This window comes from Comamonas antarctica (assembly GCF_013363755.1).
Taxonomy (GTDB): Bacteria; Pseudomonadota; Gammaproteobacteria; order Burkholderiales; family Burkholderiaceae_C; genus Comamonas; species Comamonas antarctica.
Genome location: NZ_CP054840.1, coordinates 2,144,861 through 2,168,731, shown reverse-complemented (window position 1 = coordinate 2,168,731; position 23,871 = coordinate 2,144,861). Strand labels below are relative to the sequence as shown.

Genomic DNA, 23,871 nt, shown 5'->3' with positions numbered 1-23,871 from the left:
GTGTGCTCCGGTCAGGGAATCGCCACGCGACGGGTCTGGTTGCCGGCCTGGAACACGGCGGTGTTGCCCTCAATCGCCTGTAAGTGCCACGGGCCGAGCGCATCACCTGGCAGCAGCACCTGAAGCTGGTCAGGCGTGAAGTCCGCACTGCTCGGCGCAACGGACACGCTGCGCTGGCCAGCGCGCAATTCGGCGCCGACGACGCGGAACGGCAGCGGCGGCGGTTCGGGCTTGGCGGCGGCCTTGCCCGATGCGCGCGGCTGGGCGGGTGCTGCGGCGCGCGGAACGGGCGCAGCGGTCTGGCGCGCCTTGATCTGCTCGACCTCCGCGCGCAGCGCCTGAAGGTCGTCGGCAGCGGCATAGCCGCTCAGCGTTTTCTCAACCTGGGCAGCGCGTGCTTCCAAGACTTGGCGGGTGTCTTTGAGGTCTGCCGCCGTTGCGACGGCCGAACGCTGCTGGATGGCCTCGATCGACTCGACCAGGCCCGCCGCCCGGGCTTCCAGGCGTTGCAGGCGGGAATCCAGCCGTTCCTGGTCGGCCTGGTCGTTCATGGTCTGGTAGCCCAAGGCTACGAAGACGCTGAGGCCGATCAGCCAGAGCCACAGAAGGCTCTGCACCATCACGACGGCGGCCGGGCGCCGGGCAGACTGTGGGGCGCTCATGGCTGGCCTCCCGAAACCGAAGGCTCCAGCGGGAACGTCTGCACCGCCTCGGCGGCGGGTGGCTCGGATGCGGGTTCGATGACCGCGCTGTCGGCGGGCCGTTCGAAGCAAATCTGCCGTGCGCGATCATCCGCGTGCAGTTCCCAGGCCGGGCCAGCCAGTGTGAGCAGCGCATCGCGCAAGGTCATGGGGCCGAGGTGCAGGTGCGCCGCCGGCAGCGGCAGCGCGTACAGCTCGATTACCGCGTGCGCCGTCTGGCACAGGCTGTAACCGCTGCGCTTGAGCACATGCCGCAGCCCATCGCCGACGGTGGCGCGGGCATCTTCGGGCATGGACACGTCGATGGTCTGCAACAGCAGGTCGCGTTGCGCCGCTCTGGGTGCCAGCTCGACCAGCGTGTAGCGACCGTAGCGCACGACGGGGATGTACTCGGGCGCCTCGGGTTCGGGCGTGGCCAACACTTCCTCGATGGCATCAGGTGCGGGCGGCGCAGTCGTCGTAGCGCAGCCGCCAGCCAGCACCGACCAGAGCAGGCCGAGGACTCCTGCCAGCAGGCGGCGTTCGGGATGGTGAAACCAAGGTGGAGAGGGGCACATAAGCTCGGCGTCCTGAAACAACGAGCCCTCACCATCGCCGCTAAGGCCCGGGGCAGCAGCAAACAATGCGAACCACGCTGCGTCCGATTTGCCGGCAGCGGTCTAGTCGAACAAAAGCGGCCTTGAGGGCGCCGAAACGGAAAAGCTCAGTCGCGGTCGGCGGATGGAGGCCGGCCGCTTGACTGCTACTATTTGTTAAAACACCAGTGGACGGGGGCGTAAATGAGGGTTTCTCGGGTCAGGTTGATCAATTTCGCCAATTTCTCGGATGTTGATGTCGAGACGGGGGAAAGTATCGTCATCGTGGGAGAGAACAAGGTTGGCAAGAGCAATTTCATTCGCGGCCTGCAGTTGATCCTTGATCCGGGCTTGTCTGAACGCGATCGACAACTGGGGCTTGAACATTTCTGGGACGGACTTGGCGAAGACAAGGTTGGTGCGACCATTGAGGTCTCTGTGGATCTAACGGACTTCACAAACGATCCCCGGCTGATGGCTCACCTCAACGATTGCGTGATTGATCCTGGCCCACCCATGGTGGCCCGACTCACCTACCGCTTCCAGCCTAAGGCGGGCCTGGGGCGCGCCCCGGAATCGTTGAAGGACTATGAGTATGTGATCTTCGGTGGCAACGATTGTTAATTTCCACGCAAATCTGACCCGCCATTTCCATCTCAAACTGACCCACCCTTTGACTTGAGCCGTAAGGCTCAAGATGTGGATAAGGTTTTGTTTCTCTCCTTCTTTGTGGATGGTTGCTGAACTGCACTGCTGTGCTTGAAGCGGTAGCTGTCGTTACCTGTCTCCAGAATATGGCAGTGATGGGTCAGACGGTCCAGTAATGCGGTGGTCATCTTGGCATCCCCAAACACGCTGGCCCATTCGCTGAAGCTCAGGTTTGTGGTGATCACCACGCTGGTGCGTTCGTAAAGCGTTGAGAGCAGATGAAACAGTAACGCACCACCAGATGAGCTGAAGGGCAGATAGCCCAGTTCATCGAGTATCACCAAATCCGTATGCACCAGCCTGTGGGCGAGCTGCCCGGCTTTGCCTTGGGACTTCTCTTGTTCCAATGCATTGACTAACTCCACGGTGGAGAAAAAGCGCACCCTTTGGCGGTGGTGCTCGATGGCTTGAATACCTAGTGCTGTAGCGATGTGTGTCTTGCCAGTACCGGGTCCACCGACAAGCACTACATTGTTGGCCTTCTCAATGAATTCACAGCGATGAAGGTTGCGAACCAAGGCTTCATTGACCTCGCTGTGGGCGAAGTCAAAGCCCGCCAAATCTCGATAGACGGGGAACTTGGCAGCCTTGAGTTGATAGGCAATGGAGCGCACTTCTCGCTCTGCGCTCTCGGCCTTGAGCAGTTGCGACAGTATGGGGTGTGCAGCTTCAAAGGCTGGTGAGCCTTGCTCGGCAAGTTCTGTTACGGCCTGAGCCATGCCAAACATCTTGAGCTGCCTGAGCATGATGATGATTGCTGCAATGGCGGGGTCATGACGCATGGCGCACCTGTCGGAGTTGGTCATAGCGCACGACGTTGGCTTGTGGCTCAACGATCAAGGCCAAGGCTTGTGGTGAATGGATGGGCTCAGGTTGCTGCACTCCATCAATCAGGCGGTGCAAGATATTGATGATGTGGGTCTTGCGAGGCACACCATCCTCCAATGCCAACTCCACAGATGCCAAGACAGCCTGTTCATCGTGCTGTAACACCAAAGCAAGGATCTCCACCATCTCGCGGTCACCGCCAGGCTGCTTGAGCAGCAGAGTTTGCAGCAGTTTGAAAGCGTCTGGCAGCTCGGCAAATGGAGCTCCGTTGCGTAATGCTCCGGGTTTGCGTTGCAATACCGCTAGGTAGTGATGCCAGTCATACACCGTACGACCGATGCCCTGATGATTGCGCTCAATGATGCGCTGGTGCTCGCAGATTGCCCTGCCTTCGGCCACGACGACCAGGCGGTCGGCATAAACCTGCAAGCTAACGGGCCGGTTGGCATAAGAGGCTGGCACGCTGTAGCGATTGCGCTCAAAGTGCACCAGGCAGGTGGGCGAGACCCGTTTAGCATGCTCGACAAACCCATCAAACGGCCGAGGCATCGGCATCAAGTCTGAGCGCTCTTGTTTCCACACATCGGCGACAGAGCCTGGTAACTGCCCATGCGCAATCTCTTGCCACAGTTGCTGGCACCGCTGCTCTAGCCAATCGTTGAGTGTCCGCAGTGTAGGAAACGCTGGTACAGATTGCCAGATGCGATGGCGAGCGTCCCGAACATTCTTCTCGACTTGCCCCTTCTCCCATCCCGAGGCCGGGTTGCAAAACTGTGCCTCGAACAGGAAGTGGCTGGCCATGGCACTGAAACGGGCATTGACCTCTCTGAGCTTGCCACGACCGACACATCGACGGCTGTGCGCATGTTGTCGTATATCCCTCGTCTGGGGATGCCTCCAAAAACCGCAAAGGCATGGTTGTGGGCATCAAACAGCATCTCATGGGTTTGCAGCGGATATGCCCTCAGATAGAAGGCTCGGCTGTGGCTGAGCTTAAAGTGAGCCACTTGTAGCTTGGTGCGCACACCTGCAATCACAGCCCAGTCTTCACTCCAATCGAACTGGAAGGCTTCGCCAGCACCGAAGACCAGGGGCACAAAAACGCCTCGCCCTGATGTCTGCTCAGCCGCATGACACTGAGCCTTCCAAACTCTGGCAAAGGCAGCGACCCGGTTGTAGGAGCCGGCATAGCCCAGCGCCTGCAAGTCCAGAAACATCTGCTTGATCGTGCGCCGCTGCTTACGAGAGCGGTTGGCTTCTGTGCGCAGCCAGCCAGACAGCTTGCTGGCGAATGGGTCGAGCTTGGCAACGATCATTCGCTGTGCAAGACGAGGTTGCACAACATCGGAGCGCAAATACTTGCGGATGGTATTGCGAGAAAGTCCGGTTCTGCGGGCGATCTCTCGGATGGACAGGTGCTCACGTAGAGCCCAGCGTCTGATGACACTCAAAGTAGCCACGTCAATCACTCCTGGTCTCCTACTGCACAAGAAAGCAGCAGGCTAGGGTTAATGCGTGGATCAGATTGAGATGGAAAAACCGGGGGTTAGTGGGTCACTTCTGGGTGGAAATCAACACCCCATGAGGGGCCATGCCGGATCAAAACGAAGCGACCAAGGCCGGCTCCTGCTCCTCGACTTCACCCTCGGGCTCGCGCTCGGCGGACTCGACGGGTAGGTCGGAAACGGCGTCGGCGGCAGTGTCGATGGCGTTGTCGGCTTCGGGCGCGGGTGCGTCCTCCACCGTTGGCGCCTCGGCTTGCGCCTGGCTCATCGGATAGACCTGGGTGCCATCGATCTTGATCAGACCGATGTGGATCAGCGTCGACTCCAGGCTTGCGGCCGGTGCCCCAGCGTGCTCGCCCTTGGTACGGATGTACGGATCGATCTTCATGTCGTTGAGACGGAAGGCGATCAGCACCTTGCGATCCCCTTCGATGGCCTGCACGCATCGGCGAACCAGATGCTCGGCCCCGAGGGTGGCGACGATCGTGTCGAAGTACCGATATTCCGGTTCATCGACAGGTCCGGCCAATGCGGCGATGGAGCATGACAGGAACGGATCGCCATCCTTGGGGGTGACGTCCTTCGGACGGTTGAGGTAGCCGATGCCACGGGTAATCAGCTCGTGCTGCTCGATTGAAGCCAGTTCGGCCCGCTCGATCGGCTCGGCCTTGAGCAGTCGCGCCTTGAGGGACGCGGCGGCCTTGCCCTGGTTTTCGCCCTTGTCGCGGATGTACGCATCGCCCCAAAGGTCGCCGAGGCGGAAGCGCACCAGCGGGCGCTGCTTGGAATCGTCAACGCCGATGTAGCGCTGAACGAGCTTCTTGGCCTCGGCACCCGAGACCTTGACATCGAAGTAGCGGTAGCTGGGGTCCCTGGCGGGGCCGACCAATGCGGCGATGGTGCATGCCAGGAAGGGCTGCGCACGGCGGCCGCCCCTGACGGGCACTTCACGGACACGCTGGATGTAGCCGATGCCCGATGTGTGGAGGTCGAAATACGATTTCTCGTTGGACGTGGTGTTCATGGTGAATCTCCATTGGGAAAAGCGGAGACACACCGAGCCCACGCATGCGGGGAAAGGTGCGTAACCCCGCGGTGGGTTGATAAGGCGAAAGCATCCACCACCAGAGACTGGTGGCCGCTCGCGTATGGATGCGGTGCGAGCTGGCTCGGTCACGCAGTGGAAACTGCGCCGCAACCTCGAAGACCGATGATTGCCTGGCATGTCGCTGACAACGTCAGCAGGCATGGGGTCAGCATGGGCGGCCCTTGCGCGCGCGGCAGCAATCAATTGGCATCCGGGTGTTTCCCTTTGTCCACGCAGCCCGGTTCAGCGCAAGAAAAAGCCCCTCGAAAGGGGCTGGAGATGTCAGGCTTCGTACACGAAATAGTGTTCGCGCTGACGTGGGAAGAACACGTGTTTCCACGTGTCGCCGGTTGTATTGCCACCGTCAAACACGACCATTTCGTAGTCGTCAATGTCGGTGTCCATCAGATCGGCGCTGTCGATATGGCGCATGTGCAGCGTGCCGCTCATGCGCTCGAACACCAGAATCTGGCCGATGGCGTCGTTCTGGCTCATGGCGTTAACGCAGGCTCCAAGCTGATTCTCGAAGTCAGGCGTAGGCGAGATGAGATCGGGGAACATGAGATTGCTCCTATGGAATTGAACCGGCCCAGCTCCTGGTGGGAGGCGGGCTGGCATGTGGGGGATAAAGGGGAAGGCTTGCGCGTCGCGCGTCTGCTAGATCTCGGCCAGTGGCAGGCCCAGTAGCGCGGGTGCGTCAGCGTCTAGGATGAGGATGCGCACATCGGCCTGGCCGGCCAATTCAAGAATGTTCGCCAGGTCGTCAGGCATGCCCTTGTCCCGGTGTTCCTGCCGAAGCTGCTCCGCACTGATGCCCTCGGCATACTCCAGGTTCTTGTCTGTCCAGGGCGTGGAAATCAGCTTGACGCCGATCGCTGGGCTGTATGGAACCCGGAAGGCGATGAACAGAAAGGCCTCCGGTGTCGCAAGGTCCGCTAGGCTGGCCAGGTACTGGCCGGTTTCCTGGCTGATGTGCGCGCTGCTGATTTCCCAGCATCGGCTGTAATAGCCGGTCTCGAAACCCAACCGCTGCACCACGTCTCGCGCGGCCTCGGCCGAATAGGTATCACCGACGTGGACCGGGCGACCGTCCAGGTCGTCGCCATGGATGGCATAAACCACCGCACCCACCACGCCTTCGCCGCTGACGCCTTCAATGGCATCGCATTCGGCCATCAGTTCGGCACTGACAGGCACAGTGCCATTCCTGACCACCGCGAAGTCGCTGGTGACGATGCAGGGGGAAGAAACCAGCTCCTCGTCGGAGAGGTGCTGTTGGCTCGCGTGGATGTTTCGCCACACATGCGGGCTTCCGTCTTCGTAGCTGATGCACAGCGTTCGGACGATTTTCAGATTCCAGTAGCCGCGTACAAAGGGGTTGGGATTCTGGGTCATAGGATTTCTCCAGATTGAATAATGGAGCCAATCCCCGCCACCGGGAACTGGACCCCGGTGGGTTGAAAGTCGAAAAAGCGTCAGGCGGCACTGATCGATGGCTTTGGGCCAATCCGCGCTGGCTGACGGAGGGAAAATTGAGGGACATGGCCTGGTGGGCGCATGTCCCTCATGGGGTGGCGAACGACAAGGTGGTGATATTCCGGAAGCCGGCTCACCAACCGCTGTAGTTCACCAGCAGGTCGGCGATGACCTTGCGGCGTTGCAGATCGAGACCGTCGAAGTCCGACAGTCCTTGGAAGTGGCAGCGTTTGAGCATGGCACCGCCCTCGCGCGCGTTGTAGAAGCTGAACATGGCGGACAGGAACATGCGTTCTCCGCTGCTCAGGACGCCGAGAGCGTCGTTGGCACGCAGCATGTCGGGACGCAGATCCCACTTGCTCTTGGCCTGGTTCAGGCCTTCGCGTGTGCCGTCGCCAAACCATTGCGGGCCAGCGATCTCGACACCGCGCTTCCAGGCCTCGAAGAAGGCTTGGGGCGCGGCGGCGAAATGCTGCTCTTCCCGCATGATCTGATCGACGACTTCCTGTGGCAAAAGCTGGTTCATGACGTGATTCCTCCAGTTGGATCAGGGCGTGGCGAGCTGGGACCAGCCGCCTCTTTCTAGGGCACGTTGAGCCGCGACATAGCTGCGGAAGTACTCGCTGGATTCCCGCGAAACGGGACCTTCGGTATCGCGCGTGCCGATGTAGTGGCCGGCGGCGCTATGCAGGACTTCGAGCGGCAGGAACTTGCCGCAATGGATCAAGGCCAACTGGCCGAAAGAGGCTTGCTGGGACATGGATGGGCTCCTTGGAGAAGCGAGGGCCTTGTCCCTCACGGGATGGCAGCTCCCGCATGCGGTTGAGAAAAAGCATCGGCGTCACGAGGACGCGCGTCCGCAGACTCGATGCGATGGCGGACTGGCGGGTGGCGCGGAGAGAATCCGCGGCAGCCTGGAAACCCTGGCTGCTGGCATGGTGCTGACGGATCAGCGACACATGCAGGCAGCTTCGTGCGCGAGTCGAGCCACGTCAGCCGGAAATCGGCACCTGCTACAGCCCCGATTGGCGAACGTGGAAAAAGAAAGCCCCGCAGCAAGTGCGGGGCTGTCAGGACGGGTAGGAGAAGCTGGATCGATGCCGCTGCACACACTGCCGTACAGCAGTTGCGCGCAATATTGAGGGTGCATGTCATCTCTCCTGTTCGTGTGGCCCAGGCCAATGGCCGGACCGGGACGTTGATGGGCAGGAAAAAGGCGCCGAAGGCCCTGCGGCCTTCGGCTCGGGAGGAAAGAGGAGCCACCCGTGGGCTGATTGGCAGGCCCGGTCGTCGCTAGAACCGTCTGCTCTCAGCAATCACACCCGGCCCATGTCGTGGCTGGGGCCGGCATCGTCTGGCGCACATCCGCGCACAAAGGGAGCCCGTTTTTGCACCGGCGGGCACCGGCACCGATTACCGCTGACCACGAAGGGTCTCCCGGTGGCTCGTGCACGCTGGCAAGCCACCGGGAGACCCTTCGCAGAGGGCGGAAGAAACGCAGATCAACAGAACGCGCGTGGTGCGGCTCGCAGAGAAGCTACCTTCAGGTCCCGCGGCCGGGGACGGCTGGGCGGGACGCGCACACAAATCAAGAAGGCGTTGCGCGCTGGGCGTCCCGCAGGGCATGCGGGACACGGGCCACGCCGCCGAAGGCGGGCACGGCTCACGGGGAACGGGATCGGTCAGGAGCCTTTGCGGCCGCTACGGCGCGGGCGCGAGGCGGCGCGCTTGGAGCTGCCGGATTCGACCGGCAGCGTGCCTTTGCAGTCCGGGTAGCGACTGCACGACCAAAACGGGCCGCTCTTGCTGCTGCGCTGGCGCGTGGGTGCGCCGCACTGCGGGCATGTCGGCCCTTGGGGAGCCTTGATAGACAGGGACGCGTTGCCGTACTGCGCGATCAACTGCGAAATCCATGCGGCCTGCTTGCCGATGAACACATCCAGCGTGAGCTGGCCGGCTTCGATCATGTCGAGCGCTTGTTCCCAGACGGCGGTGGTGCCGGGGTCGGCAATCGCCGCAGGCACGGCATCGATCAAGGTGAAAGCCGCATCCGAGGCGCGGATGGCGCGCCCTTTCTTTACGAGGTAGCCGCGGGCGATCAGGCCGCCGATGATGTTGGCCCGGGTCGCTTCGGTGCCGATGCCGACCGTATCCTTGAGCTTCTGCTTCAGGCGGGGATCGGACACCAGCTTGGCGACGCCTTTCATAGACTTGACCAACTCGCCTTGCGTGTACGGTTTGGGCGGCAGCGTCTTGAGTGCCTTCAGATCGATATCGGCCACCTGACATGCCAGACCTTCGTGCAGCGCCGGTAGCACCTGGGCGCGGGCCGCGGTGTCGCCGTCGCCATCGCCGTCCTCGGACTGCGGCTCGGCCAGCACCTGGCGCCAGCCCGGCGTGACAACCTGCTTGCCCGTGGCCGCAAGGTTCTGCCCACCGCACGAAAGCTTGGCCACAGTATGGTCGAACTCGTGGTGAGGGAGGAACTGCGCTAGGTAATGCGCCCGGATGAGCCTGTACACGGCCAGTTCCTTCTCGCTCATGGCGGAGAGGTTCGCCGGTTCGAGCGTCGGGATGATGCCGTGGTGGGCCGTGACCTTGCCATCGTTCCAGGCGCGCGAGCGCTGCAAACGGTCGAGCTGGCCTATGATCGAGCGCAGCGAGGGATCGGTCTTAAGCAGGCTGTCGAGAACGGTGGTCACTTCGGCAAACATGCTCTCGGGCAGGTAGCCGGAATCCGAGCGGGGGTATGTCGTGGCCTTGTGCGTCTCGTACAGGGCCTGGGCGATCTCCAAGGTTTCCTGCACGTCCAGCCCGAGCTGCTTTGAACACACCTCCTGCAAGGTGCCCAGGTCGAACGGCAGCGGCGGGCCTTCGCGCACGCGCTCGGTCTCAACCGACACTACGTGGGCGCTGCCCGCAGCGCGGATCTGCTGCATGGCCTGCTGTGCGACCGGCTGCTGCAGGCAGCGGCCTGCGTCGTCGGTGCAGGCATTGGGTGGAACCCAGTGCGCGGTGAAAGCCTGGACACCTGCGGACAGGGACACGACGATGGCCCAGTACGGCACGGACACGAAGGCTGCGATCTCGCGGTCGCGGTCCACGACGAGCTTGAGCGTCGGGGTCTGGACGCGGCCGACCGACAGCACGCCGTCGTAGCCGGCCTGCCGCCCCAGCACCGTGAACAACCTACTGAGGTTCATGCCCACCAGCCAATCCGCACGGGATCGCGCCAGCGCCGAGTGGTACATCGGCAGCGTCTCGGCTGAGGGCCGTAGCTTGCCGAGGGCGGCGCGGATGGACGCATCGTTGAGTGCCGACAACCACAGCCGCTCGATGGGGCCGCGGTAGCCGCACAGTTCGATGATCTCGCGGGCGATCAACTCGCCTTCGCGGTCGGCATCGGTGGCGATGACAAGCTGGGTCGCCTTCGCCAGAAGCGCCTTGACGACCTTGAATTGCGTGGCGGTCTTCGGTTTGACCTCGACCCGCCAATGCTGGGGAATGATGGGCAACTGCTCGATGGACCAGCGCTTCAACTGCTCGTCGTAGGCTTCGGGCGTAGCGGCTTCTACGAGATGGCCGATGCACCAGGTGACGGTGACGCCGGAACCGTTGAGACAGCCTTCACCGCGCTGTGTGGCGCCGAGAATCCGGCCAATGTCTTTGCCCTGGGAGGGCTTCTCGCACAAGAACAGCCGCATATCCGTTCATCCGATTCCCATGGTTCATGGAGTTGCTGGGATCGAGGATGCCGAGCACCACCGGGGGCAGCAGCAAACAAGCGGCACGCGGCGGCGACCGCTTTCACGGGATGGAAGGGCTTGTGCGGTAATGGCGAGTGGCCGGAGGTATGCGGTTCGGGAGCGGCGATTCGCGGGAACGCGTGGAAGTCGGTGGACGTTGATGGAGCTATCCCCTGGGGATAGCTCGCGGCGCATGGAGGGCGGCGAAGCGCTGCGGCAGCCGCCCTCCATGCCGGGTCACTTCCGGCGCTTCGTCTCTTTCGGCGCGGTCGATTCCTGGTCGGCCTGCGGCTTCGGTTCTGCCTCCTGTGGCTTCGGGCTGAGGACCACAGACTCGATGCGGTACGGCAAGATGCCTACGCTGCGCGCATTGACTTGCCAGGTCTCGCGTGGCTGATCTTCGTTGTCCGTCCAGGGCTCGCGCTCCATGCGGCCGATGACCAGCACCCGCATACCCTTCTGGTAGAGGCGCTGCCAGTGCTCGGCGTCGCGGTGCCAGATTTCCACCGGCGCCCAGAAGCCGCCACGGTCCTCAAAGGTGCCATCCTTCTTGGGAACGGGGTTGTCGAAATAGACGTTCAGGCGCAGCAGGCGGTTGGGCTCGTCGTTGCCATTGGGGAATTCGCGGTACTCCGGTGGCGAGCCGATATTGCCTTCGCCAGAAAAATGCGTGCTCATGATGTGATCTCCGTGGTGGTTGAAATACCCGTGCCTCATCGGCGCCGGGTGCGTGCTGGGATGTCTGGCGCAATCACCGATCGCGCATTGCGGTTGGGGTGGACTTGAGCCGGCGCAGGTATGCGTTGTCCGCTTCGGCCGCTTTGCTGGCGCATTCCTGCGCCTGCCTGCCCAAGGTGTGCAGCAGGCTGATCTGCATGTTCAACGTGATGCGCTGTAACTCGATCGCGTGCAGGTCGGCCAGCAGGTTGACCGGCGTGCTGGTGCTCGCCACCAGTTCCTGCCACAGCGCCACGCCCATGGCCGAGCGGTCGTGCTTGCGCCAGCGAAGGAACGTCGTTCCCGCGCCAGTTATCTGCTGGGCCAGCTCGACGGGAAGCAGGTGGAAGGGATGCCCGCACGCCTGTGGCAGCACCTGTCGCTGCGCCAGGGCAATCAACTCGTCGCGCATGGCGAAGCACTGGCTGGCCCAGGCCTCGAAGTCCCCTTTACCTTTAAAAGGCTTTAAAAGGCCTTTTAGAGAGGCCGCGTGTTCCAGCCGCATGAAGGCTGGCTGTTCCAGACCACGGAAGTAGCGAGGTTCGCGGTTCGGGTCGCTCATGCCTGTTCGTCCTCGCCGGTGCTGGCCTCGGCCGGATCGGCGGCAGTGCCTTCGTCGCTGGGAGGTGCGGCTGCGGCAGCGCTATCACTGCGCTGTTGCAGGCCGCGGCGCACGACGGGCGGCGCAAACTTCGAGCGGCGAGCGCCTTCGAGCACGTCCTGCGGCAAGTCGCCGAACTTCTCCAGCGCCGCCCGCGCTGCGGCGTTCTTGGCCGCGAAGTCGTCGCGGGTGCATCCCGAGTAGCGGTACTGCTGGGCCAGGCTGAACAGGCTGCGCAGCGTGTGAGCGCCTTCGTTGAGCCACCGCTCCAATGTCGAGCGATCGATCAGCGCGGTGTGATGGGCGAGGATCAGCTTGCGGGCGATGTCGTCATAGTCGGCCAGGAGATAGACCGCGGCAAAGCCGAGCTGCGCGTTCACGAACAAGGGGAGCTTCACCGGTTGCACGTTGAGGTTCTCGCCCAGGCTCAACGCCGCTGGCACGCCGGCCAATGCCTGGTCCACCTGCTCGCGCAGCGATTGCAACGTGGTCTTGGCCTGGTCGAGCTTTTCCTCGATGCGCAACATCCACCAGTCGCTGTACGGGTCATCCTGTTCCGAGCCGCGCTTCATCTTGTTCATCACGGCGATGTAGCCGTTCAGGCCGACGATGCCGGGTCGCCCCTCGGCGGCGGCGCGGCCATGCCAGATGCGCGATGCGTGGTGGGTGTGAAGCGTCAGCGACATCGCGCTGCGCAAAGAGCCGAGATTGAGTTGCAGAGGTTCGTTGGTTGCCATGGTGTCCGCTCGCTTGGGAAAAGGAGCGGTCAGGATCGGCATGCAGCGGAAGGCAGTCAGTCAACAAACCGAAATGAACTGGTCCCCGGTTGTCGTGGTGGTGGCGGCCCGCAATGCGAGCTATCCCCAGGGGATAGCTCCATCAAACGCCACAGAGCGCTGCTCGCGCAGATGGTGGGTGCGCTCAGGAACCGGACGCCACTGCAGCACCGTGGACAGAAGCACCCAGCCTGTGTCTTTCGGTGTTACGCCTTGCATCACATCTATCCCCAGGGGATAGCTCTACTGACGGCCACGGGCGTCTGCTTCACGCCCTTGTCGCTCGTCGCGCTCAGCTACTGCGCAGAAGGTCGCGCAGCCGGTCGATGTGCTGCCGGGCTACCTCGGGCGGAACTACATTGCGCGGTGGCTCAGGCGGTGCATCTCGTGCAGGGGCAGGTGGCGGTGCTGACCCAGCTTGCCTGGCCCATGCGTTGAACTCGCCACGGATGGCACGTTGGATGATGCCGAACAGGTAGCCTGCCGGGTTGCGGATGGTGCTGCCACGACAGCGATCCGCCCATTCGTCCAGCACGGCCTGGCGTAGCGGGGCATCGACCTGCTGCAATGCCACCATGGCGCCGGCCTGCTGTTCATCTTTCAAGCCGAGAAAGCGATCAGGCAGACGAACTCCCGGCATCGCGCGCGCCTGCCCACGCTCACGCGCGGTAGTACGTACTTCATTAATACGACTACTACGTACAGTACGGTCCTGTTTCGGATTCCGAAGAGCGCCGTCTGCTGCGTGTTTTGGCCCTGCTTCGGAATCCGAAGAGGGCCGATCAGAATTCCGAAGAAGGCTCGGCGCCCCTTCTTCGGAATCGTGAACCGTGTCCTCCTGTGGATAACTCTCCTGCGACCCAATGCCTTGGCTTGCGAGGCGTTCGGCAAGGACCTGCAGCCGCGAGGGCAGCATGCGGCCAGACAGCAGCGGGTCTTCGGCGATCTCATTGAGCGTGTGCAAGCCCACGACCTGAACGGCCCTGGCCGAATGGCCCAGGGCTTGGCTGACGAGCTGCAGGTAGTCCGGGTCGAGCTGCATCGCCTCGAACGGGGTCAGGGGCTCATCGTGCAGGACGTAGAGGTTGCCGAGGATGCGCCCGGTCTTGGGGTCGCGCCTGCGGCGCACGAGACTCAACCAGCGCGTCAGGCGCAACAGCGTCAGCGCCCGTGCCACGGTCTCGTGGGAGGCCTGTCCGGCGCAGGGCATTGACGCGAGCCACGGGCGAAGTTGCTCATACGTCGGAAACGCCGTGACGCCATCCTCGTTGAGCATCATCCGGAAGACTTGCCAGGCATTGCGTTCCAGCGGCGTCAGGCGTCGGTCGAGGAACAGCCGTCGCGGCACGCTCTCGTGCCGATTTCCACTGAACAGGAAACCGTCGCCGGTTGCAGACACAGGAGACGTCGCGGATGCGAAGGCGGGAGCCGGTGCTAGTGGGCGAGGTTTCGGTGCAAGGTCTTTCAGCGCGCTGTCGAACAGATCAGCGAGGGCGACCGGACCTTGGCGTGGTGCTCGTGGTGCAGCGTCGTCCACGGCCATGATTCAACCCAGTCCCTGATCGATCCAGTTCTTGATCGCAGCCCAGACCACCGACAGCGGCAGCTCCATGCCTTCGGCGAGGTCCATTGCCGCATCAAGAACCGAGGTCTCATCCTCCAGCTCGACGTTCCTGCTGCTGGTCACGACCTTCCAGCGCCGCCACAGCTCGGTGTCCTGCTCCTCGTCCAGAACCGGATGGCGCCCCTTGCGTTTGGGCAGGCCGAGAACTTCGCGCCGAAGTGCGACTTCCTGATGTGTCAGCCCGTAGAAGCGGCTCACCATTTCGGTACTGGCACCCAGGCGCAGCATGCGATCGACGGTGGCGATCTCCTTCTCCACGTCCTGCGCCTGTTTGAGCAATCGCCGGAGCACTTCCCGGTTCACCGAGACAGAGCACCAGGAGACGTTGGCATTGGCCAGCACGCTGATCAGCGCCGGATGCTTGAGCGCATCCAGCTCTTCCTCGCCGAACCCCATCGCCTTGCAGCGACGCAGTTGCCCGTTGCGTAGGTCGTAGAGTGCCTGCGCGATGACGGCCTGGTTGAGTGGGTTCGGTGCGGACATGCAGGCCTCCCTCGCTCAGATCCCAGAACCGACAGCGCCGGCTTCCAGATCCAGCAGGCGCCGGGCCAGCCGCAGCAGACGAAACAGCTTGACCAGCGCGGTGTCGCTCAATCGCCGGGCCCCGCCGTCACGACGTTGACCCTGGCCGTGCAACAGCGCTGGCAGGTCTGTGATGAGTTGCCCGCTGTCCAAGCCGACGCCGGCTGGCTGCTGACCGGCCAGGGAAACCAGTAGTGCGAGCACGGCGCGTGCGAGCGGCGACGAAGCCTGGGCTGGGGCACGACACGTGAACCCGATGCCATCAGAACGATCCTCGACACACGCGTCCAGGTCGGCCTCGCCCGCGATCTCGCGCGCGAACTGCGCGATGTGGATGCGCAGGCGGTCGGGTGTGTCGAGGCCAGGGTCGATATACCAGATGTCCGAGATGGGATAGAGGCCACCGGCCTGCACGGGAATCGACTGCAAGACGTTGGCCGAGAAGTCGGGCGGCAGCGCATCGCCCAACTGGTCGGCGACCATGCGCTGGATGGACTGGAGCCGCTCCGTCGTGGGTGCCGGAGAGATGATGTGCTCGTCAAGCAGACCGCCATTCGCTGCCGCAGGGCTGGCTGCGGATGCCTCGCTCGGGGCCCCATCGTCCCGGGGCCTTGTCGGCGCGTCGGCAGAGTGGCCCGCAGAAGGTGCAGTTGTAGTGGGGGGCGGTGCCGGTTCGATCGGCGGCCGTGCGATGGCCCCAGGCTCGGGCAATGCCGGCGGCGCCGATGGCGGGGTTGGGTCGCTGACCAGGGCGCGGTGGCGGCTCTCGGATTCGGTCAGGTCCAAGGCGAGCACGTCGTAGTCGATGCCCAGCAGCTCGGACATCTGACCGATCAACTCGTCCTGCACACGCGGCGGCGAGAACTCGTCGGGCTGGACATCAAATTGCGACAGCGCCTCCAGAAAGAAGCTGTCGAAGTCCAGCGGCAGGGAGCGGCCTTTGGCATAGTGCTCCCACGTGCGTTCGCTGGCTTTGCGCATGACCGACAGCCGCTCGACCTGGTGGCGGCCGAGGCCCCCGTATAGGACGGTCGGGATCGCGGGCAGCAGGTAGCGCACCGCGTCAGCCATGCGGCTGATGTGCGACTGCTGGACTGGGAAGCCGTCGGCGGCCAGGCGGCGGGCCAGCTCGGACTGGCTCAGGGTGGTGCCGCTTTCAGCCTCATAGAACTCGCGGGCTTTCTCGACGCCCAGGGCGCGCTCGATGAACGTGAGGCCGCCGCGTAGTTCGTTCTCGGCGAGGTGCCCGGTCAGGGCGACGATCTCTCCGCGCGCAGGCCACGGCCGGAACAGGCACGATATGCGGAAGAAGCGTTCGTCCTTGGTCTCCGCCCAGAGTTCACGCAGGATCGCCAGCCTGGTGTTGCCGCCGTTGCGGATGATGTAGTGCGCCTCGCCAGGACGGCGTGTGATCGCTGGCGCCGCGTCCAGGCCGCGCTCTCGGATGGAGGCCTTGATTTCATCGTAGGCCGAGTTGCGCTTTTTGCGGGGGTCGTGGTCGTAGGGCCGCAACTGGTCCAGCGTCACGACCATCGGCGTGTCGGCGATCGGGTCGCTCAAGGCCGTGGCCGATGGCCCACTGCGCTCGAACCCGGCGGCAAGCAGCTTGCCGGCCATGTCCTGGGAGGTCATCTCAGCCATGACCACATCCCTCGGCGTTGACGGCCCGGGCCATGCGGGCCTCGCGCTCGGCGCGGCGGATCTGTGCACGGGCGTTGAGATCCGCCCGGTAGTCGCTCGCTGTTGAGCTGGTGTAGATGGCGGCGCAGCCGGCCTTGGTGAACTTGAGGTGTCCGCCCCGTGTGCGCTTGACGTGCCAGCCTTCGCTCACCGCAAACTCAATCAGGGCGCGCAGCCGTTTGTGGCCGCGGGCCAGTTCATGTGCGTTCGCCATGTGACCTCCCGGTTTCAATGGAACGAGGAGGACGGCCGGACACGAGGGCAAATCTGTCTTGCCACTGTGGGAACAGTTCGCCGGCGAGCGCGCGCATGGTGTCGAGCGCGGCGGGCGCAACTCTGCCCGGCGGCTGGCGATGCTCGACGCGATGCACCGGCAGGCCGCGGGTTGCGGCGCGCGGATAGGCCTCGATGGCCGGCACGTCGGTGCCCAGCACGCATATGCCGGCATGGTCCTGGAACAGGTCGCGCAGCGCCTGCTGGATCATCCGTGCATTCGCGGACACGGGGTGGACGCGATTGATGAGCAGGTGCAGGGATGGCGGTTCGATGCCGAGGTGCCGGTATGGCGCGATGTCCTCCAGCAACTGCATGGTGCCGCGTCGCAGTTCGCGGGCAGCGAGAATTTCCGGGGTCACGGGCGACAGCGCCAGGTCAGAGGCGAGCACCGCCATCTCCAACAGCACCGAGCGTGCACCCTGGGTGTCGATCAGCACCAGGTCATAAAGCGGCGCCAGCGCCGGCAGCAGGTGCCGCAGTCTCAGGCGTCCGTCTGGCGCGTGCAGTAGCAACGTGTTCAGTTCACCCCGGTGATCGTTCGAGAGCACCAGGTCCAGGCCCGCGATGATGGTGCGGGACACCAACTGATCGAGGGCGCGTTCGTTGAACGCCAGCAACTCATAGATACCGCCGGCAGCGCGGTGTGCCAGCTCGTAATAGGACGACAAGGTCGGCTGCACGTCGAGATCGAGCAGCAGCACACGCAGCCCCGCGTCCGCGGCGAGGCCGCCGAGGTTGGCGGCCGTAGTCGTCTTGCCTACGCCGCCTTTCGTTGAAATTATGGATACGACCTGCATGGCGCTCTCCGTTTGGCGATGGGAAAATCGAGGGGGAGCGGGTCAGGTCCGGTTGTTGAGGCGTTCGGCGATCCACTGGTCGATCTCGACCGAATCCCAGCCCACGGCGCGCACGCCCAGGCGCAACGCCTGCGGAAACTGGCGCTTCTTCATCAGGTTGTAGATGTGGGCGCGTTTGAAGCCGGACTTCGCTTCAACTTCATCGAGCCGCAGGATGCGGCGCTCGTGCGGTGGCAGTACAGGTATTTGCGACATGGCGGTCACTCCTGAACGCTCAGTAGCGTTTGTTGGCGTGACCTCTATTCAATAGACATGGCTGCGGAAAAACATTGCAAATGCAATCTCCGCGACTGCACATACAAGATGGAAGAATTCACGCGGCTGCGCTACGGACATTCTTCCTGGCATTGGCGAACTTGCCGTTCAAGGTTCGCTCCGTGATGCCCATGGTGCCGCCATAGTGGGCGAGCAATGCGGTGACGATGGCCTCCTGCGTCTTGAAGCTGGAGTACGGCACGCCGGATGGGGATTGGCTCAGCATCAGCGTCAGCATGCCGCCGATGATGTTCAGGTATGTAGTTTCCGCCCGATCACTGATCACGCACTGCTTGGGAGCCAGCAGTACGGCGGACTGCTTTAGCAAGACTTCGTGTTGCTGTTGCAGTTCGCGCATCTCGCGTCGGCTATGGTCCAGCGCGGCCTGCAGAGCCAGCCGTTCCAGCAGGATTGCCTGTCCTGTCTCGATGGTGATGAAGGGATGCACCATGCGCTCGCCGCGACTGAACAGAAATCCCGGCCGATGCTCGGGATAGTGGGTGCGCATCCACCGCTTCAGATCGACATGGCGGACGGTCAGATCGAGTGAACTCACCAGATCTGGGTCATTAAGTGTGATCCCGTTCTTGCCGAAGGGTAGTTCGGCGTTGAGGATACCGTCGTAGATGCGTTCCGAGTACAGCCGACACTCGTTCCATCGCGGGCAGTCCAACATCTGCGGCAGACAACGCGGTGATGCGATCGATGCGACGATCACCGCTTCGTACCGCAACAACCCAGCCCACCGTATGGCAGCTTCGATGGGACGATAGAACACCTTTGATAGTGGTGGCTCCTTGTGCATGTTTTCGTCTCCTTTCGGAAGCGCTACATCACCGGCTCCTTCTTGCCCCACCAAGGGGCTGTTTTTTCGTTATGCCTGTGGCTGATGCCTGGGGCGATGCCCTGGAACATGGACGGAAGAGATCATGGCACCCGTCACAGGTGGTTCTCTCTTGCTCGATATGCAAGAATTGACCAGTTGCCGGTCCGTCGAGTAATAAGGAAGAAGCACGCTCGACAATTGCGCTCACGGTGCCAGCGTCATGGGGTGCGTCAAGCACATCAAGACCGATTCGATATGGTCTGATATCCCCACGGTTTCACAAGGCGCAGGGGATTGCATCCGCTGCTCCACGTCCAGAGGGACCTGGAGAAATCCGCGCATGTCATGCTTGTTTCGGCATCCTGATATATCGACATAGCATCTTGCGGCGAAGCATTTTGCTTGGTTCAATCCAACGCACTTTGCGTTCACGCGCCTGCGGTGTGGGCCAAACATGGTCACATCGCATCAGGATGCAGTGCAGTTCTATCGCCCGCTAGGCATCCTGCCTTCCCTTGAACTAGTCCGTGGTGCGAGAAGGCATCCGCCGCTCTTGATAGAAGCATCTTGCTGCCGCGATGACTTTGATGGGCGTGATGCGCGGAACATAGTCCAAGAACTCGACGGCGGTATGCCGCGAAGCCATGAATGACTTGCCCGCTGATTCTTATCCATTAATTCAATAATTGTTGTACTATCGAATCATGAACGAAGATCAAGCCGTTTCCGCCCTGAGCGCCTTGGCGCACACCCAGCGCCTGCGTGTGTTCCGCGCCCTGGTCGTCGCCGGCCCGGAAGGACTCACGCCCAGCGTGCTGGCCGACCAGCTCGACGTGGCCCGCAACACCTTGTCCTTCCATCTGAAGGAACTGGCCCACGCCGGCCTCGTCAGCATCGAGCAGCAAGGCCGCAACCTGATCTATCGCGCCGAATACGACCACATGAACGGCCTGATCGGCTACCTGACCGAGCATTGCTGCCAAGGCGGAGTGTGCGAGGTTTCCGAATCCACCCGCTGCGACTGCTGACGCCATGACCGACACGATCTACAACGCATTGTTCATTTGCACGGGTAATTCCGCCCGCTCCATCCTTGCCGAAGGCATGCTCAACGAGCTGGGCAAGGGCCGCTTCCACGCTTATTCGGCGGGCAGTCACCCCAAGGGCGAGGTTCATCCGCTGGCACTTGCCACGCTGGAGCGGCTGCACCTGCCGACGACCGGCTACCGCAGCAAGAGCTGGGACGAGTTCGTGGCACCGGGTGCGCCGGTGTTCGACTTCATCTTTACAGTTTGCGACAACGCTGCTGGGGAGGCTTGCCCGCTGTGGCCGGGCAAGCCGGTGTCGGCGCATTGGGGCGTCCCTGATCCGGCAGCCGTCGAGGGCACTGAGGAGCAACAGCGCAAAGCGTTCCTCGACGCCGCGATCACGCTGCGCCGACGCATTGAACTGTTCCTGTCGCTGCCGCTCCAGCGCCTGGACGCCATGTCGTTGCAGCGCGAGCTGCGCGACATCGGCCGCCAGTAAGGGCGGCGCGATGACTACAGAAACCGAAGCGGCCGGTCACGCGCCGGCCGCATCTGCCATGAGCAGCTTCGAGCGCTATCTGACCCTGTGGGTGCTGCTGTGCATCGTTGCCGGCATCGCGCTGGGCCAGTTCGCGCCGGGCGCGTTCCAGGCCATTGGCCAGCTGGAAGTCGCCCAGGTCAACCTGCCGGTGGGCTTGCTGATCTGGGTGATGATCGTGCCGATGCTGCTGAAGGTGGACTTCGGCGCACTCGGCCAGGTCAGGCGACACTGGCGCGGCATCGGCGTCACGCTGTTTGTGAACTGGGCGGTCAAGCCGTTTTCGATGGCGCTGCTGGCGTGGATCTTCATCCGCCATGTCTTCGCACAGTGGCTGCCGGCCGGGCAGCTGGACAGCTACATCGCCGGGCTGATCCTGCTGGCCGCCGCGCCCTGCACGGCGATGGTGTTCGTGTGGAGCCGGCTGACCGGCGGCGATCCGGTGTTCACGCTGTCGCAGGTGGCGCTGAACGACACCATCATGGTGTTCGCCTTCGCGCCCGTCGTCGGCCTCCTGCTGGGCCTGTCGTCGATCATCGTGCCATGGGTCACGCTACTGGTGTCGGTCGCGCTCTACATCGTCATTCCTGTCATCCTCGCGCAGCTCTGGCGCCGGGCGCTGCTGCGCCGGGGTCAGGTTGCGTTCGACCGGGCGCTGGAACGTATTGGCCCGCTGTCGATCGCCGCGCTGCTACTGACGCTGGTGCTACTGTTCGCCTTTCAGGGAGAGGCCATTATCCGGCAACCGCTGGTGATCGCCATGCTGGCGGTGCCGATCCTGATCCAGGTGTTCTTCAATTCCGGGCTGGCGTACTGGCTCAACCGCAAGGTAGGCGAGAAGCACAGCATCGCCGGCCCCTCGGCACTGATCGGCGCGAGCAACTTCTTCGAGCTGGCCGTGGCCGCCGCCATCAGTCTGTTCGGCTTCCACTCGGGCGCGGCGCTGGCCACCGTGGTTGGCGTGCTGATCGAGGTGCCGGTGATGCTGCTGGTGGTGCGCGTGGTCAACCGCTCGCGCGGCTGGTACGAGCGCCAAGCGTAATCATGGACAACACCATCCCGCGCTCTCGCGGCTGGCTGATTCCCTCGCTCGGACTGACGCAGATCGTCGCGTGGGGGTCGATGTTCTACGCCTACGGCGTCCTGATGCAGCCCATGCAGGACGAACTCGGCCTGTCCAAGCCCGCCATCGTCGGGGCTTATTCGGTGGCCTTGCTGATCTCGGGACTGCTTTCGACCGCGGCCGGCAGCATCATCGACCGCATCGGTGGACGTCTGCTGATGGGAAGCGGCGCCTTGCTGGCCGCCGTCATGCTCGCGTGCCTCTCGCGGGTACACAACGCGACGGAGCTTTACCTCGTGTGGGCCGGTATCGGCGTGGCCATGAGCGCGACCTTGTACCAGCCGGCCTTCGTGGTCATCACGCAGGTCCATGGCAGCAACTATCGCCGGGCGATCACGCACCTGACGTTGTTCGGCGGTTTCGCCAGCACGGTATTCTGGCCGCTGACGCAAACGCTGTTGCAACACGTCGGCTGGCGCGAGGTCTGGTTGATCTATGCGGCCGCGAACCTGCTGATCTGCCTGCCCATCCATGCCAGCCTGCCAAAGGGACGCGGCCCGGCACACGGCACACCCCCAGCGCGGACGGAAACCCGATCCCGCAATCTCACCGCGGTCATGCGCGAACCGGTGTTCTATCTCGTCACGGCGGCTGTGACGCTGAATGCACTGGTGTTCGCGGCGATGTCGCTGCACATGATCCCAGTCTTGCAGGCACATGGCATCTCTGCCGCAAATGCGGCCTGGGTCGGTGCGCTGATCGGGCCAATGCAGGTACTCGGCCGTGTGGTGCAAGCCACGGTCGGCAAGCGGGCCAGCACGCGCCAGGTCGGCATGGCGGCCATCAGTCTGCTGCCGCTGTCATTGCTCCTGCTCTTTGCTTCCGAGCAGTGGCTGCCGGTGTATGTCGTGTTTGCCGCGCTCTACGGCATCGGCAATGGCGTCATGACGATCGTACGAGGCGCCTTGCCCGCCGAGCTGTACGGTCGGGCCGCTTATGGCGCCATCAGCGGCGCGATGGCGACACCCGTGCAGATCGCAGTGGCCGCCGGCCCCTTCGTGGCCTCGCTGCTGTATTCCGCCGGCAACGGCTATCCCGGCACGCTGCTGGCCCTGACCGGCATCAGCGCGGCGGGCGCGATCCTGTTCGGCTATGTGATCAGGCATCTGCGCCAGCAATCCATGCTTCTCTCGAACGAAGGCACCTCGACATGAGCCACATCACGATCTACCACAATCCCGATTGCGGCACGTCACGCAACGTCCTCAGCCTGATTCGCAACAGCGGCGAGGAACCGGCTGTCATCGAATATCTGAAGACACCGCCCGACCGCGACATGCTGAAGGCGCTGATCGCCGCGATGGGCATCCCGGTACGCGCGGTGCTGCGCGAGAAAGGCACGCCGTATGCGGAACTCGGCCTGGGAGATCAGAAGTGGAGCGACGAGCAATTGATCGACTTCATGCTCCAACATCCGATCCTCATCAACCGACCTATCGTGGTCACGCCGCTGGGCACGCGCCTGTGCCGCCCGTCGGAAACAGTGCTCGACATCCTGCCGCAACCGCAGCGCGGCGCGTTCAACAAGGAAGACGGCGAGCCGGTAGTGGATGTGGAGGGCCGTCGTGTCTGAATCCCGTCTCGACCTGCCGAACATCGACGCCGCATTGCTCCAGCCGCCGGACATGGAACGGCTACTGGCACCCGAACGTTCCACCCATGCGCCACGCTTCCTGCTGCTCTACGGCTCGCTGCGCGAACGCTCGTTTAGCCGACTGGCCGCCGAAGAGGCAGCCCGCGTGCTGCGGGCGTTGGGCGGCGAGACGCGGCTGTTCAACCCGTCGGGCCTGCCGCTGGTGGATGACGCGACCGAGGATCATCCCAAGGTCAGGGAACTGCGCGAACTCGCGCAGTGGGCCGAGGGTATGGTGTGGAGTTCGCCGGAGCGCCATGGCGCGATGTCCGGCCTGATGAAAACGCAGATCGACTGGATTCCGCTGTCAGTCGGCGCGGTGCGTCCGACTCAGGGCAAGACGCTGGCAGTGATGCAGGTGTCGGGCGGCTCGCAATCTTTCAATGCTGTCAATCAGATGCGCGTGCTGGGCCGCTGGATGCGGATGCTGACCGTCCCCAACCAGTCCTCGGTCGCCAAGGCGTATCAAGAATTCGATGAAGCGGGACGCATGAAACCGTCGGCCTACTACGACCGCATTGTGGACGTGATGGAGGAACTGATGAAGTTCACGCTGCTCACGCGCGATGCGTCGCCGTATCTGGTGGACAGGTATAGCGAGCGCAAGGAAAGCGCCGAGGCGTTGACCAAGCGCATGCAGCAGGCGGTAATCTGATAACCCCTGATTCCATTCGCCTATCGCCGCACGACGGCCTTGGCCACTGGAGGCCCCATTGCATCGCGACAGCATCGTAGGGCGGTGCGACTGCGAAAAGAGCAGTCCTTGGACTTCAATGGAAGTCGTTGGAT

Annotated in this window: 26 protein-coding genes and 1 pseudogene; 7 read left to right on the top strand and 20 right to left on the bottom strand. The window is 63.1% G+C overall.

The window, feature by feature from the left end:
• Window positions 1-11 precede the first annotated feature (11 nt).
• Window positions 12-662: a hypothetical protein gene (locus HUK68_RS10215; RefSeq protein ID WP_009876593.1), complete on the bottom strand. Its 651-nt coding sequence runs from the start codon at window positions 660-662 to the stop codon at window positions 12-14.
• Window positions 659-1,258, bottom strand: coding sequence for a PFGI-1 class ICE element type IV pilus protein PilL2 (gene pilL2, locus HUK68_RS10210; RefSeq protein WP_020924956.1), 600 nt, complete (start codon window positions 1,256-1,258; stop codon window positions 659-661). Before pilL2 ends, HUK68_RS10215 begins: the two co-directional genes overlap by 4 nt.
• Before the next feature lie 243 nt (window positions 1,259-1,501).
• Between pilL2 and HUK68_RS10205 the strand changes: the two genes are divergently transcribed.
• Entirely contained in the window at window positions 1,502-1,900 is a 399-nt protein-coding gene (locus HUK68_RS10205; protein ID WP_244146138.1) for a hypothetical protein, read from the top strand.
• Window positions 1,901-1,968: 68 nt separating this feature from the next.
• Here HUK68_RS10205 and istB read toward each other — a convergent pair whose 3' ends face one another.
• From istB to HUK68_RS10115, 18 genes and pseudogenes are all read right to left on the bottom strand, one after another.
• Window positions 1,969-2,766 carry an IS21-like element helper ATPase IstB gene (istB, locus tag HUK68_RS10200; RefSeq protein WP_175502831.1) on the bottom strand — a complete coding sequence of 266 codons (798 nt, stop codon included), beginning with the start codon at window positions 2,764-2,766 and terminating at the stop codon, window positions 1,969-1,971.
• Window positions 2,756-4,272 (bottom strand): annotated as a pseudogene (gene istA / locus HUK68_RS10195) (IS21 family transposase). Before istA ends, istB begins: the two are co-directional and overlap by 11 nt.
• A 139-nt stretch (window positions 4,273-4,411) precedes the next feature.
• Entirely contained in the window at window positions 4,412-5,341 is a 930-nt protein-coding gene (locus HUK68_RS10190) for a DUF3577 domain-containing protein (protein WP_009876582.1), read from the bottom strand.
• A gap of 345 nt (window positions 5,342-5,686) precedes the next feature.
• The gene (locus tag HUK68_RS10185) at window positions 5,687-5,965 is read right to left on the bottom strand and encodes a hypothetical protein (protein WP_011871439.1); all 279 of its coding nucleotides are present in this window, start codon (window positions 5,963-5,965) and stop codon (window positions 5,687-5,689) included.
• A gap of 96 nt (window positions 5,966-6,061) precedes the next feature.
• Window positions 6,062-6,799, bottom strand: a complete 738-nt coding sequence (locus tag HUK68_RS10180) for a DUF5983 family protein (protein ID WP_009876580.1) — start codon at window positions 6,797-6,799, stop codon at window positions 6,062-6,064.
• 214 nt (window positions 6,800-7,013) lie between these two features.
• Complete coding sequence (locus tag HUK68_RS10175; RefSeq protein WP_009876579.1) at window positions 7,014-7,406, bottom strand: hypothetical protein; 393 nt, start codon at window positions 7,404-7,406, stop codon at window positions 7,014-7,016.
• A 21-nt stretch (window positions 7,407-7,427) separates the two neighbouring features.
• Window positions 7,428-7,640 carry a hypothetical protein gene (locus tag HUK68_RS10170; RefSeq protein ID WP_009876578.1) on the bottom strand — a complete coding sequence of 71 codons (213 nt, stop codon included), beginning with the start codon at window positions 7,638-7,640 and terminating at the stop codon, window positions 7,428-7,430.
• A 922-nt stretch (window positions 7,641-8,562) separates the two neighbouring features.
• Entirely contained in the window at window positions 8,563-10,584 is a 2,022-nt protein-coding gene (locus HUK68_RS10165; protein ID WP_009876577.1) for a DNA topoisomerase III, read from the bottom strand.
• A gap of 279 nt (window positions 10,585-10,863) precedes the next feature.
• The gene (locus HUK68_RS10160; protein ID WP_009876576.1) at window positions 10,864-11,304 is read right to left on the bottom strand and encodes a single-stranded DNA-binding protein; all 441 of its coding nucleotides are present in this window, start codon (window positions 11,302-11,304) and stop codon (window positions 10,864-10,866) included.
• Between the two features lie 73 nt (window positions 11,305-11,377).
• On the bottom strand, window positions 11,378-11,905 hold the full coding sequence (locus tag HUK68_RS10155) for a DUF3158 family protein (protein ID WP_011871437.1): 528 nt from the start codon (window positions 11,903-11,905) through the stop codon (window positions 11,378-11,380).
• Entirely contained in the window at window positions 11,902-12,681 is a 780-nt protein-coding gene (locus HUK68_RS10150; protein ID WP_011871436.1) for a PFL_4669 family integrating conjugative element protein, read from the bottom strand. The genes HUK68_RS10155 and HUK68_RS10150 overlap by 4 nt, the downstream gene beginning before the upstream one ends.
• Window positions 12,682-13,012: 331 nt before the next feature.
• Window positions 13,013-14,263: an STY4528 family pathogenicity island replication protein gene (locus HUK68_RS10145; protein WP_011871435.1), complete on the bottom strand. Its 1,251-nt coding sequence runs from the start codon at window positions 14,261-14,263 to the stop codon at window positions 13,013-13,015.
• Window positions 14,264-14,266: 3 nt separating this feature from the next.
• Complete coding sequence (locus tag HUK68_RS10140) at window positions 14,267-14,827, bottom strand: DUF2857 domain-containing protein (RefSeq protein WP_009876573.1); 561 nt, start codon at window positions 14,825-14,827, stop codon at window positions 14,267-14,269.
• 15 nt (window positions 14,828-14,842) lie between these two features.
• Entirely contained in the window at window positions 14,843-16,507 is a 1,665-nt protein-coding gene (locus tag HUK68_RS10135; protein WP_009876572.1) for a ParB family protein, read from the bottom strand.
• Window positions 16,500-16,760 carry a hypothetical protein gene (locus HUK68_RS10130; RefSeq protein ID WP_009876571.1) on the bottom strand — a complete coding sequence of 87 codons (261 nt, stop codon included), beginning with the start codon at window positions 16,758-16,760 and terminating at the stop codon, window positions 16,500-16,502. The genes HUK68_RS10135 and HUK68_RS10130 overlap by 8 nt, the downstream gene beginning before the upstream one ends.
• Window positions 16,744-17,619 (bottom strand): ParA family protein, encoded by an 876-nt coding sequence (locus HUK68_RS10125; protein WP_011871433.1) that lies wholly within the window; start codon window positions 17,617-17,619, stop codon window positions 16,744-16,746. Before HUK68_RS10125 ends, HUK68_RS10130 begins: the two co-directional genes overlap by 17 nt.
• Window positions 17,620-17,661: 42 nt before the next feature.
• Entirely contained in the window at window positions 17,662-17,874 is a 213-nt protein-coding gene (locus HUK68_RS10120; RefSeq protein WP_009876569.1) for an AlpA family transcriptional regulator, read from the bottom strand.
• A gap of 118 nt (window positions 17,875-17,992) precedes the next feature.
• Window positions 17,993-18,739 carry a hypothetical protein gene (locus HUK68_RS10115; RefSeq protein WP_011871432.1) on the bottom strand — a complete coding sequence of 249 codons (747 nt, stop codon included), beginning with the start codon at window positions 18,737-18,739 and terminating at the stop codon, window positions 17,993-17,995.
• Between the two features lie 725 nt (window positions 18,740-19,464).
• Between HUK68_RS10115 and HUK68_RS10110 the strand changes: the two genes are divergently transcribed.
• Genes HUK68_RS10110 through arsH form a run of 6 tightly spaced genes read left to right on the top strand, consistent with a single transcriptional unit; the run spans window position 19,465 to window position 23,737 of the window.
• Window positions 19,465-19,788 carry an ArsR/SmtB family transcription factor gene (locus HUK68_RS10110; RefSeq protein WP_009876567.1) on the top strand — a complete coding sequence of 108 codons (324 nt, stop codon included), beginning with the start codon at window positions 19,465-19,467 and terminating at the stop codon, window positions 19,786-19,788.
• 4 nt (window positions 19,789-19,792) lie between these two features.
• Complete coding sequence (locus tag HUK68_RS10105; protein WP_009876566.1) at window positions 19,793-20,287, top strand: arsenate reductase ArsC; 495 nt, start codon at window positions 19,793-19,795, stop codon at window positions 20,285-20,287.
• Window positions 20,288-20,297: 10 nt separating this feature from the next.
• Window positions 20,298-21,368: an ACR3 family arsenite efflux transporter gene (gene arsB, locus HUK68_RS10100; RefSeq protein WP_175504082.1), complete on the top strand. Its 1,071-nt coding sequence runs from the start codon at window positions 20,298-20,300 to the stop codon at window positions 21,366-21,368.
• Between the two features lie 2 nt (window positions 21,369-21,370).
• A complete protein-coding gene (locus HUK68_RS10095; protein ID WP_175504081.1) occupies window positions 21,371-22,603 on the top strand; it encodes an MFS transporter in 1,233 nt (410 codons plus the stop codon).
• On the top strand, window positions 22,600-23,022 hold the full coding sequence (gene arsC / locus HUK68_RS10090; RefSeq protein ID WP_009876563.1) for an arsenate reductase (glutaredoxin): 423 nt from the start codon (window positions 22,600-22,602) through the stop codon (window positions 23,020-23,022). The genes HUK68_RS10095 and arsC overlap by 4 nt, the downstream gene beginning before the upstream one ends.
• Complete coding sequence (gene arsH / locus HUK68_RS10085) at window positions 23,015-23,737, top strand: arsenical resistance protein ArsH (RefSeq protein ID WP_011871430.1); 723 nt, start codon at window positions 23,015-23,017, stop codon at window positions 23,735-23,737. Before arsC ends, arsH begins: the two co-directional genes overlap by 8 nt.
• Window positions 23,738-23,871 lie beyond the last annotated feature (134 nt).